Here is a 14,339-nt window from a genome sequence, read left to right on the forward strand (position 1 = left end):
ACAAGGATTCTTATCAAGCAAAAAAGCCCCTGCAGCCATATGGCTGCAGAGGCGTAGTTATCGCGGTTCCACTCTGCTTGGTGACTCGGAAGTCTCCCAACTTAGGTTCCCGTAACGTGGGTATTCCGGCTGCGCCTACCCTACTCTTACGAGTATTCGGCGCGGCAGCTCCCAGGTGCATTTCCGATTACAGGAATTGGATAACTCACAGCCAAAGCCTTGCGGCTTCGATTATCCTCTCTGATAAATCCCTAGTTAAACGTACTCTCCTGATCATTGCATTCGATATTGAACTAAGTATAGCGAAAAGAAACCCGCTTTACAATAAGTTCCTTAGACGTGAGGCGACTTTTTCTTTACCAAGTAAGTATAGGGACACATTTAAGTCCGGTCCGTGTACTTGTCCCGTTAACGCAGAACGAATCGACATGAACAGTTGTTTCCCTTTGAAGCCCGTATCCTTCTGCACTTGTTTCAGCAAAGCAGGGATGGCTTCTACAGTGAAAGATTCCGCTTGCTCGACTTGCGTAAGGAAGCTAGCTAGCACAACAGGCACATGCTCCTCTTTCAACACAGCCGAAGCTTCCTCATCGATAATCAGCTCTTCTTTGAAGAAAATGCTCGATAGTTCGACAATCTCTGCTGCGAAACGCATTCTCTCTTGATTGAGGCCTACCAGAGCCGTTACCCACTCTTGAGCTGCAGCATCCAAATCACCTTGGATGTATCCAGCTTTTTGCAGATGCGGCACACTAAGCTCAACCACTCGGGAAAGAGGGGCCTTTTTCAAATAAGCATTGTTCATCCAATTCAATTTATCCATATCAAACACAGCCGGACTTTTGGATACGCGATCCAGGTCAAACTGGGCAATAAGTTCTTCCTTCGTGAACATTTCTTCTTCGCCGCCAGGAGACCAACCGAGCAGGGCAATGAAGTTAACAACAGCTTCAGGCAGATAGCCTAGCTCTTTGTACTGCTCGATAAACTGAATGATGGATTCATCCCGTTTACTCATTTTTTTACGATCAGGATTCAAGATAAGCGCCAAATGAGCAAATTCAGGCACAGGAAGTCCCAGTGCTTCGTACATGAGGATTTGTCTTGGTGTATTGGACAGATGCTCCTCACCGCGAATAACCAGATTGATTTTCATCAAATGATCGTCCACAATGACAGCAAAATTATAAGTTGGAATGCCATCGGTACGTGCAATGATGAAATCGCCAATGCCATTGGATTCAAATTCAACATGCTCGCGCACCTTGTCCTCGAAGCCGATAATCCGGTCTTCTGGAACACGGAAACGAATGGAAGCCTTACGTCCTTCAGCTTGATAAGCAGCAATCTGCTCAGGTGTTAAGTTACGGCATTTACCTGAATAACCGCCCATTTCTCCGCGTGCTTCTTGCTCTGCCCGCTCTTGCTCCAAATCTGCTTCAGAGCAATAGCAATGGTACGCATGGCCGCTCTGAACCAATTGATCGAGATACGTCTGATAAATATCCAGTCGCTCCATCTGGCGATAAGGACCGTATGGACCTCCGATATCCACGCTCTCGTCCCACTCCAAACCAAGCCATCTAAGACCGTTCAATTGATCTTCAATTCCGGACTCTTTGTGACGCGTTTGATCCGTATCTTCAAAACGAACAACGAACGCACCGCCATGGCGACGCGCCAATAAATAATCAAACAGTGCTGTACGGGCACCGCCAATATGTAAATGTCCAGTCGGACTAGGTGCATAACGCACACGTAAAGGCTGATTCATGTGTGTACCCTCTTCTCCCCAATATTATCTGCTATTCTAGCACATCTCGAATTAAACAAACAACCGATTGCGCAGCAATTCCTTCGCCTCGACCCGTGAAACCAAGCTGTTCCGTCGTCGTAGCCTTCACGTTGACTTGATCTGGCTTAGCATCAAGCGCAGCTGCAATAATTTCTACCATCTGCGGGATGTACGGCGCCATTTTGGGCTTCTGTGCTATGATCGTAGAATCCGTATTCCCAAGTAGATAACCTTTGTCCTTAGCCAGCTGCCAAACTTGCTTCAGCAGTTCTAGACTATCCGCATCCTTGAACTCTGCAGCCGTATCCGGGAAATGCTTTCCGATATCGCCTAAGCCCAGTGCGCCTAAAATTGCATCGCTAATGGCGTGCAGCAGCACATCGGCATCAGAGTGACCGAGCAGCCCTTTTTCATAAGGAATTGTCACGCCTCCAATAATGCACTTGCGGCCTTCCACCAACTGATGAACATCAAATCCTTGTCCTACGCGAATCATAGCTGTCCCTCTCCCCTTACGTTGTGTAGTATCCATTCTGCCCATGGCAAATCTTCCGGTGTCGTAATCTTAATATTATAATAGTCCCCTTCGACCACATGTACCGTCGTTCCTATTCGTTCCACTAACATCGCATCGTCCGTCCCCATGAAATTATCCTGAAGAGCCCGTTCATGCGCTTCCTGTAGAAGAGAAAACCGAAAAGCTTGCGGCGTTTGGATCGCCCACAAGCTTCGTCTATCGGGTGTAGATTGAATTCGTTTCTCGGTATCTACGATTTTGATCGTATCCTTAACAGGAACGGCCAGCACTGCTGCATCCTGTTCTTGCGCTTTCAACAGGCAATCGAACACATGTTCTTTTTTCACAAAAGGCCTAACACCGTCATGAACCAGTACCCACGTTGTATCCCTCTGTAAGGAGTCCAGACCCCGTCTAACGGAATCTTGACGTTCGGCGCCTCCTGCTAGCACATGAGTGACCTTAGAAAGAGCGTAGTCCTGTATGTAGCCTCTACAGCGATCTACATCAGTTCCCCCAACAACGAGAATGATTTCATCCACTTCATGTATGTTTTGAAATAATTGCAAGGTATGTACCAGAATTGGCTTGTGTCCCAGTTGTAAGTATTGTTTACTTTCAGCCGTTCCCATTCGCGAGCCCTTGCCCGCTGCCACGATGATAACTCCTAGCTTCCCCATATGACCTCCAACTAAGTGCTTTCTGAAAGAAAGCTTTCTTCGTAAGCATAGGCCCAAGGATAAACGACTCCGTCGTCCTTTTTGGACGAGCGGTTTGTCAAAGTAGATGCAAAGCAACAGTATAAAACCTATACTTTCCCATCAACTAGTAAGAGCTATGTTACATCTCCTTATCATACTGGTTTTACTGTGCTTTTTCCAATAGTTTCGGTTTCGCGAAAATCATACGTCCCGCCGATGTCTGCAGAACACTTGTGACCATCACTTCTAATGTCATCCCGATGAATTCGCGCCCGCCTTCCACCACGATCATCGTACCATCGTCCAGATAAGCTACACCTTGTCCATGCTCCTTGCCATCCTTAATGACTTGAACTATGATTTCTTCACCAGGCAGGACAACAGGCTTCACTGCATTCGCGAGGTCGTTGATATTGAGCACCGAAACACCTTGCAGTTCACATACTTTGTTTAGATTGAAATCATTCGTAATCACTTTGCCCTGCAGTACTTTTGCGAGCCGGACTAGCTTGCTATCTACTTCAGATATTTCTTCGAAATCTCCTTCGTAAATGAGCACCTTCACTTCAAGTTCCTTTTGGATTTTGTTCAAAATGTCCAGACCGCGTCGACCGCGATTCCGCTTGAGTAAATCCGATGAATCGGCAATGTGCTGCAGCTCTTCCAAGACAAATTCCGGAATAACGAGGGTTCCCTCAATAAAGCCTGTTTTGCAAATATCAGCGATCCTGCCATCAATAATGACACTAGTGTCGAGAATCTTATGCTCCTCATAAGGACGGTGCGTCTGCTTCTCCGGGCCTGTGGATCGGCTCTTTGCAATGATCTGAACCAGTTCTTCCCGCTTGCTGTAACCGATACGGAACCCCATTACAGCTAGTACAGCAGAGACAATGAACGGTAAAAAGGGACTAGCCCACTTCGCCTGCTCTAATACAGGGAACACCAATACCGAGATAAGCAGTCCAATGACTAACCCTAATGTACCCGAGAGCAAATCGGATACCGGGATATCCGCTACATTCCTTTCGCCTCTCATAAGCAGCTTCATTCCCTGACTAGCAACCCATGACGAAAGGAAGAACATACCTACTGCGCATAAACTATTAATCCAGATAACTTGTCCCGCATCACCCATTAACGCTGTCTTTCGAAGGATCGAATCACTCCAACTATAACCTAAACTACCACCCATGATGGCCAAAATGATTTGTACCCAATTTCCTCATCACAGATTCACCCCCTAAATCAAACTTGTTTTAAGCCTTATTACAATTATGTTCCAATTTCTCCAACGTTAATCACTTCTTTACATGGAAAATTGAAATATTAGAGGGCTTCCTTTATAATGAAATTGGAAGTTACCAACACACCCGAGGTGGATGGAATGAGCTCCTTGACTTTAAAGCAGTTTCAGGATCAAGTATCCGAATTGTTACTCCGTCACCGAAGTCTGCTTGACGTCTTATCCAAGTTTCAACAGTCTGGCGCAGCTACTAATCGTTCCGTGGTCAAATCTATTACGGAATGTGGATGTATTCAGGTTCATGCAGCCAAGCAAGAGTATCATCCTGAGATGACTTTGGATGAGGCCAAGGATGTACTTGGCACTCATGTATCTGGTCACTTATGTGAACAATGCATTGAGGTCGTAAGTACTGAACTAGGTAGAAATCTCTTCTATATGTCCGCACTTAGTAACATCCTAGACGTTAATTTGGAGCAAGTCGTTGAGAACGAATCGAAGAAATGCACAACACTGGGACTATTCAACATGTCATGAAGACGAAAAAAAAGCATTTATTTTCTCTCTGAATCATCAGAAGAAAATAAATGCTTTTTATTTTCGAAACATGTGTTAAACGTCCGATTTCACTGAATTCGTGTCGTCCATGCCACGTCTTTTGTTCTTTCTCCGGAGACGGATGAAGAATCCATCAACGTTTTTTTTTAGGCCATATAGCGCGTACGCTAACAGAGGTACGAAAATCATTTTAGAAATCGATTCCGGCCATTTGATAGCAATCAAAATTGCCACAGCAACGATAATTGGCGTAATCCAGATCGCTGCTTTCGGAATACCGGCTTTCTTGAAGTTCGGGTACTTTACTGTACTTACCATCAAGTAAGACAATAGAATTGTACTCACCAACAAGACATACACGTTAATTTCGTTCACGAATAACGCTAGTGTACAAAGTACACCGCCTGCTGCTGGAATCGGCAAACCGATGAAATAACCAGGCGTACCTGCAACGACATTGAAACGAGCTAAACGAAGAGCTCCACAAATCGGGAAGATCGCTGTAACAATCCAAGCAAATGCCGGACTAATCACACTCGGATCATTAAATGCAACCACATACATGATAAAGGCTGGTGCTACACCGAATGAAATGACATCGGAAAGCGAATCTAACTCTTTACCGAACTCACTCTGCGCGTTCAAAGCTCTGGCAACACGTCCGTCAAGTCCATCAAGCAACATAGCGACAATGACGAGTACTGCTGCAATTCCGTGTTCACCACTGAAAGCGAGAATAATTGACAGTACACCTAGGAATAAGTTCCCTACTGTAAAAAGACTGGGAATTGATTTCGTTAACATATGTTTTTGTCCACCTCTGGATTTACTATACCCTAATCTCGACTTAATAAAACCTCGACTGCATTAAACTGCCTTGACTTAACAAAACCTCAACAATGATACTTTATGATTGTATCTAGTTTAAATATGTCTGTCAATGAACACTTGTTCCTGAATTCTTTTGAGACCTTCCTTAATGGCGCGTGCTCTCACCTCTCCGATTCCGTCAACTTCATCCAATTCTTCAATTGTCGCCATCATCATGTGAGGCAGATAACCAAACTTTTCGACCAGATTGGCAATAATGATAGACGGTAGCCGCGGAATTTTCCCTAAAATTCGGAACCCTCGAGGAGAAACCGGTTCTTCGGCAATAGAATTCGTATGCGGATATCCAAGCAATCGGATGATTTGGTGCGGCTCAAGCAGTTCATCCGAGGATAAACGCTTTAAGCCTGCTTGCATTTCTTTGACGCGGTCTTCCGATAAATCACGTACATAATCTTTTACGATCAAACGCGCTTCAAGTTCCGCATTCCCAACAAGTTCTTCAAGCTGCATGCTTATGAGGCGGCCTTCATTACCTAGCTCATTGATGTATCGATTAATCTCGGCCTTAATGCGCAGCACCATTTCAAACCGAGCAATGACATTGGTAACATCGTGCAGGGTAACCAATTCCTCAAACTCGGATGCGCTTAGATTGGTCAAAGACTGATCCAGTACGACTTTGTAACGCTCCAATGTCTGGATCGCTTGATTCGCTTTAGTCAGGATAACACCAATATCTTTCAGCGCATAACGCAAATTACCTTGATAAAGAGTTATGACATTGCGCCGCTGTGAAATCGAAACAACCAATTTGTTTGTTTGCTTCGCAACACGTTCGGCTGTCCTATGCCTAATTCCCGTCTCCGATGATGAGATAGAGGAATCTGGGATTAATTGTGTGTTCGCATATAGGATGCGTTTGATGTCCTCACTGAGGATAATCGCGCCATCCATTTTGGCAAGCTCATATAAATAATTGGGGGAAAAATCACAATCTATAGAGAAACCGCCATCCACGATTTCCGTTACTTCTGTACTATAACCAACTACAATAAGTCCACCCGTTTTGGCACGTAGGACATTCTCTAACCCATCACGGAACGGTGTACCAGGTGCTACCATTTGCAGCAGTTGGCTCATGACGTCTCGCTTTATCTCTTCTTTGCTCATCATTTTCCTCCTGAAGGCTTGCAGGTTGAATGATCACGAGTTAACCCAGTGCCGCTTTCAATGCCTCTGCTACCGTGTTCACTCCGATAATCTCCATACCGGACGGATGAGTCCATCCCTTCAAACTTTTCTCCGGCATAATTACTCTAAGGAATCCAAGCTTTTCCGCTTCCTTCACACGTTGATCAATCCGGGATACACCGCGGACTTCTCCTGTCAACCCAATCTCACCGAACACCACATCATAGGGCCTGGTCGGCTGATCCTTAAAACTGGATGCAATACTAATGGCAATCGCTAGATCGACTGCCGGTTCATCAAGCTTTACTCCACCGGCCACATTCAGGTAAGCATCTTGATTTTGTAAGAACATACCCATGCGCTTCTCCAAAACGGCTATAATCATGGAGTTCAAAAATGCCGATTTCATTCGTCGAACCAAATCGATTCTTGACTGCACGCCCAATTCTCAATAAAATTCTTTTACACGATATAATAGACGATTGGATTAGACAGCATCCCAACCAATGCTCATAACATTTGAATAAACCATTTGAAGCATATCCAATGAGTCCCGTCTATAATCTTCTTCTTCTTAAAGCAATCCCTCTACATATATAATACATTTCACATTCGAAATTCATGCTGCTTTGATCCAACCTAACACCCTTAATCCGAACTGTACTACTGGATGGAGTCCAGTTGCTAAATCCTTACAACTAAGTATAACGGAAAATTCATTCCTTTAAAAGAAGTTGTAAATAATGAAAGAACAGTTCTAATTTTCTTACAATAACCAGTTTAGTTTATAACTAAGTTTGAAATTTTATCATTCAATCTAATGGTTCAAATTGGCTGTTGTCTAATTATCTTCCTCATCCCAAGGTGCTTTCTCCTCTTTGCCTTTAGAAGCAGTGCCAAATACAGAGTGGATGACTTGGCTCAATGTTTTACATGGGATTACCTTTATTGTAGAAAACGTAGTTGTGCTTTTCAATCCATTGAGCGCAACATAGACACGTTTGAAACCCATTCTTTCAAGTTCTCTAATTCTTAGTTCTAACGTAGGTACTTTTTTTAATTCACCCGTTAATCCAATATCTGCGATAAATACAGTATCATTTGGGATACCTTGATTCTTGCAGGAAGATACAATGCTCATTATCGCGGCTAAATTTGATGATTGTTCTTTTAAACGAATACCGCCTGTCGTTTTAACAACCACGTTCTTATCATGAAGAGGGATATTGGCTCTTTGCTCCATGATGCTGATAAGTGTATTCACATGGTCCTTTTTTAAACATTCAGCAATCCGGCTTGGGTATGGCATGAACGTGGTTGATACCAAACTTTCTATTTCCAAAATGATGGGTCTTGTGCCTTCTTTAACGACTGTTAATGCACTTCCACTAACTACATCATTCTCGTCTCTTTGTGTCATAAAGAACTCTGAGGGATTATCAATAGGTGTCAATCCTTGCTCACCCATTGTGAAAAATCCAAGCTCTCCTGTGCTGGCGTAGCGATTTTTAGTCGAAAATAGCTGTTTTAGCTCCTCGCCTTCCTCCCCCTCGAGAACAAGAACAGCATCTACCAAGTGTTCTAATGCTCTTAATCCAGCTAATTCGTTATCTTTGGTCATCTGCCCAACCATTATAATGGCTCTTGGTCTTTGTGCATCTTTTGCGACCTTTAAGAGAGTATTCGCGCATTCCATCGTCTGCGTGGGTGAACCAGGTCTTTGCGGATATTCTTCTAATACAAAAGTTTGAATACTATCAATAATAATGAGGTCAGGGTCTACTTGGTCAATACAACCTAAGACATTATTCAAACTATTATCAGAATAAACCCAAACGTTTTTATGAATATCTTGCAAGACTCGCTCTGCTCTTCTCTTTATCTGACTATCACTTTCTTCACCTGAAGCATACAGCACTTTCAATCCTTGCTTTGCCACATCATCTGATATTTGCAATAAGAGTGTGGATTTTCCAGCACCTGGAACAGCCGTAATAATCGTAACAGAATCTTTAACGATTCCTCCACCCATTACACGATTAAATTCATTGTACTTGGTAACAATCCTATCACTGTTTTGGGATACGGTATCTGTAAGACGGTTTATGATAACATTCTTCTTTTTATTTATGCCCTTCTGACCACCACTAGGAGCGTTTATAACATCATCTTCTTCAAGGGTATTCCACTCACGACAACTACTGCACGAACCTTGCCATTTTGGATGCTCTTGACCACAACTGGTACATTTATATATGGTTTTCTTTTTCATAGTTAAGATTCACTTCCCCAATTAATTAAATAGTTTTACAAACTACTCCAATAACTTAATTTTTTTCCACTGGAATCGTCAATTTGCTTTGCTCTTCTTGCTTTATTTCAAGAATCAATTTGAATGCTTTATTTTCCTTAAATAATTGTTTATTTCTATCATACATTTTTTTATGCATTTCTTACATATTTATCAACATGGTTAATACCGTTTGAGATACATTATTTATTTCAACAAACTTTATTACGTTCAAAGTAGCAAATGAGCTATTATCTGCTACATATTCTATGTCTTTCTTGATCAGCTTCTTATAATACTTATTTACTTTAATCTTTACTTCTTTATCTCTTCCAAAATTATGATATTCAATGCCGTCGATAGACAGCTCTTCTTTGGAAAAACGAGCAAGTTCTGTAAAAGATATTTTCCATTTAGTCTCTATCAGATTCAAAATATTTATGTAATAATGTCGAATAGCTCATTTGATGGGCGCTGTGATAAATAAAAAGCATTTTGCTGCACCCTAGGTAGGATGAAGCAAAATGCTTCTTTGCTTTATTATTTTACGGCTACGCCTTCGCCCTTCAGGACAACAAGTTCGCCATCTTTCTCATCAATGGTCAAGGAGTCGCCTTTGGCAATATTGCCTCTGAGCAGTTCCTCCGATAAGCGATCCTCAATATGCTTTTGAATCGCTCTACGCAGCGGTCTCGCTCCGTAAGTCGGATCAAATCCTTCTTTGGCAAGAAACGCCTTCGCTTTGTCTGTTAGCAAGAAATCAACCTCTTGCTCTTTCAGACGTTTGCGTAGATCATCTGCCATTAGGCTGACAATTTGCGCAATATGTGCTTCATCCAAGGAGTGGAACACGATAATTTCATCGATACGGTTAAGAAACTCAGGACGGAAGCTTTTCTTGAGCTCGCCCATTACTTTATCCTTCATATTGGTATAATCTCTACCTGCATCGACAGCAGCCGTAAAGCCAAGCGAGGAATTTTTCTTAATCATATCCGCACCAACATTGGATGTCATAATAATCAATGTGTTGCGGAAATCAACCGTACGTCCTTTGGAATCTGTTAAGCGACCATCTTCCAGCACTTGCAGTAGAATGTTGAACACTTCTGGATGTGCTTTCTCGATCTCATCGAGCAGTACGACTGAATATGGCTTACGGCGTACTTTCTCAGTGAGTTGACCGCCCTCTTCGTATCCAACGTAACCCGGAGGCGCTCCTACTAATCTTGAAGTCGAGTGCTTCTCCATGTATTCCGACATATCAATACGGACTACCGCGTTATCATCACCGAATAGAGATTCTGCTAATGCGCGTGCTAATTCGGTTTTACCAACACCCGTTGGTCCAAGGAATATGAAGGAGCCCATTGGACGCTTCGGATCTTTCAGACCTGCTCTAGCGCGGCGAATAGCACGACTTACCGCTTTAACAGCTTCTTCTTGGCCAATGACACGCTCATGAAGAATATCCTCCATTTTGAGCAGACGCTCTGTTTCTTCTTCAGCAAGTTTACTTACCGGAATTCCTGTCCAGCTCGCCACAATTTGCGCGATATCATCTGGCGTTACTTCTGTGTCCAAGCGACCTTGCTTTTCTTTCCATTCATTCTTCGTTGTATCCAGCTCTTCGCGAAGCTTTTGCTCCGTATCACGAAGTCCAGCCGCTTTCTCGAATTCTTGACTTTGAACCGCTGAATCTTTCTCCTTACGGATGTTATCCAGCTTGCTCTCAAGTTGTTTCAATGAAGGCGGTGTTGTGTAAGAACGGAGCCTTACTTTGGAGCTGGCCTCATCGATCAAATCGATCGCTTTATCCGGTAAGAAACGGTCCGTAATGTAACGATCGGAAAGCTTTACAGCTTCTTGAATCGCAGCATCCGTAATTTTTACACGATGATGAGCTTCATAGCGATCACGCAATCCGTAAAGGATTTGAATAGCTTCCTCAGGAGATGGTTGATCTACTGTTATAGGTTGGAAACGACGCTCTAAAGCGGCATCTTTTTCAATATACTTACGATATTCATCCAACGTTGTAGCACCAATACACTGCAGCTCGCCTCTAGCAAGTGCCGGTTTCAGGATGTTGGAGGCATCAATTGCACCTTCCGCTCCGCCAGCGCCAATCAAGGTGTGAAGCTCATCAATGAATAGTACGATATTGCCCGCTTGACGAATTTCGTCCATGATCTTTTTGAGACGGTCTTCGAACTCACCGCGATACTTGGTCCCTGCTACAACAGAGCCCATATCTAGCGTCATAACTCTTTTATCCTTCAACGTTTCCGGAATTTCATTGTTAATAATTTTCTGTGCAAGGCCTTCAGCAATCGCTGTTTTACCAACGCCAGGTTCGCCGATCAGTACCGGATTGTTCTTCGTTCTGCGGCTTAACACTTGAATGACACGCTCAATTTCTTTGCTGCGCCCAATCACAGGATCCAAATGACCCTCTTTGGCATACGCCGTCAAATCTCTCGCTAAACCATCCAATGTAGGCGTGTTTACATTTGGATTACTACCATGACTTGGTGACACAGTCTCGCTGCTTCCAAGCAATTGAAGGACTTGTTGACGTGCTTTATTCAAAGAGACACCTAAGTTATTAAGGACTCTTGCAGCAACACCTTCTCCTTCGCGAATAAGCCCGAGTAAAATATGTTCAGTCCCCACATATGTGTGACCTAATTTTCTCGCTTCATCCATCGAAAGTTCAATGACCTTCTTCGCTCTCGGTGTATACGCAATGTTGGTAGGCTGTTCTTGTCCTCTGCCAATCAGCGACTCAACTTCGTCTTGAATTTTCTCAAGACCTAAGCCCAATGCAACGAGCGCTTTAGCGGCAATGCCTTCCCCTTCACGAATAAGACCAAGTAAAATGTGCTCCGTACCAATATTGTTATGCCCTAAACGAACAGCTTCCTCTTGAGCAAGAGAGAGCACCTTTTGCGCACGTTCCGTAAATCTTCCAAACATCATAGAGAACACCTCCAAAATTAGTATATCTATGGAAATCCTAAAGGATGAATCTTATCTTTCTTAAACCCTACCAAATCTTTCGCGAATCAACTCAGCCCTGCGTATATCTCGCTCTTCGGCACTTAATTTCTCACCGGCATATTGCTGAAGAAAACCGGGCTGCGTCATCACCAACAGCTCATTCAGAACATTGGATGAAACGTTGTTGATAATTCCAAGGTCAATGCCAAGTCTCACATCTGATAAACGCTGCGCGGCTTCTTTCGAATCCATGATTCCCGCATAAGACAGAATACCTAATGAACGGTTCACACGATCTATTATCCGCATTCGGGACTCTTGAATCAGCTTATGTCTCGCAGCACGTTCATGCTCTATAATTTGCCTTGCTACACTGTGTAAATTATCAATAATCTCGTCTTCGGATTGGCCAAGCGTAATTTGATTCGATATTTGAAACAGGTTTCCCAAAGCTTCGCTGCCTTCCCCATATAATCCTCTAACTGTCAACCCAACTTGCGTAACAGCAGATAAAATCCGATTAATTTGTTGGCTTAGCACTAGCGCCGGTAAATGCATCATCACCGAAGCACGGATTCCGGTACCGACATTCGTAGGGCAGCTTGTTAAGTAGCCCCTCTTTTCGTCATATCCGTAATCCAGCTGTGTTTCAAAGATATCATCGATTTGGTTCGCCAAATCCCATACTTCTTTAATCTGAAAACCGGGACATAAACATTGTATGCGAAGATGATCCTCTTCGTTGATCATAATACTAATGGATTCATTTTCGCTTAAAATAACGGCGCCATTCCTGGACTCGTTAGCTAAATTAGGACTAATTAAATGCTTTTCTACCAAAACCATTCGCTCAAGCTCATTCAGATCCGATAGCGGAATAAGCGAAAAATTGCTTATCGTCTCTAACTCATCATTTTCAAGCACACCGGACAATTGATCCAGTACTTCTTGTGATTGTTGATTCGTCGCTAGCATTGGATAAGGGTAGTCCCTAAGGTTGCGAGCAATGCGGATCCGACTACTGATGACGATATCCGATTCAGGCCCTTCGCCTTTCATCCATTCACTTAATGCATCTGCTGTAAACCGCTGTGATGTCACTGGATTCACACCTCCTTACAAACTCACATACCCGCAATTTTCTTCTCAATTTCACGAATTTGATCACGAATCTTTGCAGCCTGTTCGAACTCTTCTTGTTCGATACAGGTCATCATATCCTTCTTGAGCGTATCAATTTCCCGCTTACATTGGATGATGCCACCACTTCGCTTGGGCACTTTCCCAACATGAACGATATTTCCATGCACTCTTTTAAAGAGAGGATCTAACTTTTCTGAAAAGCTTTGATAGCATGATCCGCAACCAAAACGTCCTAATTTACTAAACTGAGAATACGTAAGTCCACAGCTCTCACAACGGATTGCCTGAGACTTTGCAGCGGATAGAGATGACGGTTCGAAATCAAGTAATCCTGATAACAGATTGTGAATCGAAAATCCGTTGGATGTTCCGGGAATCATTTCACCCTTCTCACGAGCGCAATTCTCACAAATGTGGAACTCGTTCTTGTCTCCATTCACAATCTTTGTAAAATGAAGAGTCGCCGGTCGTTTCCCGCATTCCTGACAAATCATTTCATATGCCTCCTCATCTGCTAAGCAAGGATATCAGCATTGCTTTAAGAATCTTGGCCCGAATTTCATCGCGCAGCGGGAGCTTGAAGGTCAACACATCTCTCGAAATTGCGGCCCGAATCAGGTTAGCTTCTCGTGTTGAAATATAGTGGCCTTCCTGCAGTTGGTATACGAGTCCTTCTGAAGTAACTTGATCAATGTGTGTATGAATCGTGCGAAAAATGTGGTCTAAAATGGACCCGTGACTCTTGAGCTCGATTTTTTGGATACGAATGTATCCACCACCGCCGCGCTTGCTTTCCACAATGTACCCTTTTTCCAAGGTAAACCTTGTACTTATCACGTAATTGATTTGGGAAGGCACACATTGGAACTGATCAGCCAGATCATTGCGTTGAATCTCGATGGCTCCTTCGGAACTTTGCTGCAGAACATGTTTTAAATACTGTTCAATAATCTCTGATACGTTGCGCATCAATTCGTCCTCCCAGATTGCCAGAAGTAAATTGACTTTGACTTTCTTTGACCTTAACTAGATTATAATCATTTCCTTTCTTTTTGACAAGT

12 protein-coding genes and 1 pseudogene are annotated in these 14,339 nt (G+C 43.3%); 1 reads left to right on the top strand and 12 read right to left on the bottom strand.

All coding sequences use genetic code 11. The annotated features are described in order from the left end of the window. Positions 1-319: 319 nt before the first annotated feature. The 4 genes from gltX to QFZ81_RS32455 all read right to left on the bottom strand — a co-directional run bounded on the left by gltX (position 320) and on the right by QFZ81_RS32455 (position 4,208). The gene (gene gltX / locus QFZ81_RS32440; protein ID WP_307605957.1) at positions 320-1,774 is read right to left on the bottom strand and encodes a glutamate--tRNA ligase; all 1,455 of its coding nucleotides are present in this window, start codon (positions 1,772-1,774) and stop codon (positions 320-322) included. A 31-nt stretch (positions 1,775-1,805) separates the two neighbouring features. Continuing rightward, positions 1,806-2,291: a 2-C-methyl-D-erythritol 2,4-cyclodiphosphate synthase gene (gene ispF / locus QFZ81_RS32445; protein WP_307437774.1), complete on the bottom strand. Its 486-nt coding sequence runs from the start codon at positions 2,289-2,291 to the stop codon at positions 1,806-1,808. Beyond that, on the bottom strand, positions 2,288-2,992 hold the full coding sequence (gene ispD, locus QFZ81_RS32450; protein ID WP_307605959.1) for a 2-C-methyl-D-erythritol 4-phosphate cytidylyltransferase: 705 nt from the start codon (positions 2,990-2,992) through the stop codon (positions 2,288-2,290). The genes ispF and ispD overlap by 4 nt, the downstream gene beginning before the upstream one ends. Before the next feature lie 184 nt (positions 2,993-3,176). Further along, complete coding sequence (locus QFZ81_RS32455; RefSeq protein ID WP_307607094.1) at positions 3,177-4,208, bottom strand: PIN/TRAM domain-containing protein; 1,032 nt, start codon at positions 4,206-4,208, stop codon at positions 3,177-3,179. Between the two features lie 192 nt (positions 4,209-4,400). On the opposite strand from QFZ81_RS32455, the gene QFZ81_RS32460 reads away from it, so the two are divergent. Then, positions 4,401-4,796, top strand: a complete 396-nt coding sequence (locus QFZ81_RS32460) for a hypothetical protein (protein WP_047683251.1) — start codon at positions 4,401-4,403, stop codon at positions 4,794-4,796. Between the two features lie 75 nt (positions 4,797-4,871). On the opposite strand, the gene pssA is transcribed toward QFZ81_RS32460, so the two are convergent. The 8 genes and pseudogenes from pssA to QFZ81_RS32500 all read right to left on the bottom strand — a co-directional run bounded on the left by pssA (position 4,872) and on the right by QFZ81_RS32500 (position 14,247). Then, positions 4,872-5,621 (bottom strand): CDP-diacylglycerol--serine O-phosphatidyltransferase, encoded by a 750-nt coding sequence (gene pssA, locus QFZ81_RS32465; RefSeq protein WP_171642864.1) that lies wholly within the window; start codon positions 5,619-5,621, stop codon positions 4,872-4,874. A 120-nt stretch (positions 5,622-5,741) separates the two neighbouring features. Beyond that, entirely contained in the window at positions 5,742-6,821 is a 1,080-nt protein-coding gene (gene disA / locus QFZ81_RS32470; RefSeq protein WP_082562248.1) for a DNA integrity scanning diadenylate cyclase DisA, read from the bottom strand. A 40-nt stretch (positions 6,822-6,861) separates the two neighbouring features. Further along, a pseudogene (locus tag QFZ81_RS32475) lies at positions 6,862-7,230 on the bottom strand (magnesium chelatase domain-containing protein); the annotation flags it as partial. 453 nt (positions 7,231-7,683) lie between these two features. Further along, complete coding sequence (gene radA / locus QFZ81_RS32480; protein WP_307437763.1) at positions 7,684-9,114, bottom strand: DNA repair protein RadA; 1,431 nt, start codon at positions 9,112-9,114, stop codon at positions 7,684-7,686. A gap of 558 nt (positions 9,115-9,672) precedes the next feature. Beyond that, the gene (gene clpC / locus QFZ81_RS32485; protein ID WP_307605962.1) at positions 9,673-12,114 is read right to left on the bottom strand and encodes an ATP-dependent protease ATP-binding subunit ClpC; all 2,442 of its coding nucleotides are present in this window, start codon (positions 12,112-12,114) and stop codon (positions 9,673-9,675) included. 60 nt (positions 12,115-12,174) lie between these two features. Further along, the gene (mcsB, locus tag QFZ81_RS32490) at positions 12,175-13,194 is read right to left on the bottom strand and encodes a protein-arginine kinase McsB (RefSeq protein WP_373463798.1); all 1,020 of its coding nucleotides are present in this window, start codon (positions 13,192-13,194) and stop codon (positions 12,175-12,177) included. A 65-nt stretch (positions 13,195-13,259) separates the two neighbouring features. Beyond that, the gene (gene mcsA / locus QFZ81_RS32495; RefSeq protein ID WP_029196491.1) at positions 13,260-13,772 is read right to left on the bottom strand and encodes a protein-arginine kinase activator protein McsA; all 513 of its coding nucleotides are present in this window, start codon (positions 13,770-13,772) and stop codon (positions 13,260-13,262) included. A gap of 13 nt (positions 13,773-13,785) precedes the next feature. Beyond that, entirely contained in the window at positions 13,786-14,247 is a 462-nt protein-coding gene (locus QFZ81_RS32500) for a CtsR family transcriptional regulator (RefSeq protein WP_029196492.1), read from the bottom strand. Between the last annotated feature and the right edge of the window lie 92 nt (positions 14,248-14,339).

It is taken from the genome of Paenibacillus sp. V4I9, from assembly GCF_030817295.1.
Classification (GTDB): domain Bacteria; phylum Bacillota; class Bacilli; order Paenibacillales; family NBRC-103111; genus Paenibacillus_E.

Coding starts and splice junctions, on each gene's coding strand:
- gltX (WP_307605957.1), bottom strand. CDS start 1,774: ATGAATCAGCCTTTACGTGTGCGTTATGCACCTAGTCCGACTGGACAT.
- ispF (WP_307437774.1), bottom strand. CDS start 2,291: ATGATTCGCGTAGGACAAGGATTTGATGTTCATCAGTTGGTGGAAGGC.
- ispD (WP_307605959.1), bottom strand. CDS start 2,992: ATGGGGAAGCTAGGAGTTATCATCGTGGCAGCGGGCAAGGGCTCGCGA.
- QFZ81_RS32455 (WP_307607094.1), bottom strand. CDS start 4,208: ATGGGTGGTAGTTTAGGTTATAGTTGGAGTGATTCGATCCTTCGAAAG.
- QFZ81_RS32460 (WP_047683251.1), top strand. CDS start 4,401: ATGAGCTCCTTGACTTTAAAGCAGTTTCAGGATCAAGTATCCGAATTG.
- pssA (WP_171642864.1), bottom strand. CDS start 5,621: ATGTTAACGAAATCAATTCCCAGTCTTTTTACAGTAGGGAACTTATTC.
- disA (WP_082562248.1), bottom strand. CDS start 6,821: ATGAGCAAAGAAGAGATAAAGCGAGACGTCATGAGCCAACTGCTGCAA.
- radA (WP_307437763.1), bottom strand. CDS start 9,114: ATGAAAAAGAAAACCATATATAAATGTACCAGTTGTGGTCAAGAGCAT.
- clpC (WP_307605962.1), bottom strand. CDS start 12,114: ATGATGTTTGGAAGATTTACGGAACGTGCGCAAAAGGTGCTCTCTCTT.
- mcsB (WP_373463798.1), bottom strand. CDS start 13,194: ATGAAAGGCGAAGGGCCTGAATCGGATATCGTCATCAGTAGTCGGATC.
- mcsA (WP_029196491.1), bottom strand. CDS start 13,772: ATGATTTGTCAGGAATGCGGGAAACGACCGGCGACTCTTCATTTTACA.
- QFZ81_RS32500 (WP_029196492.1), bottom strand. CDS start 14,247: ATGCGCAACGTATCAGAGATTATTGAACAGTATTTAAAACATGTTCTG.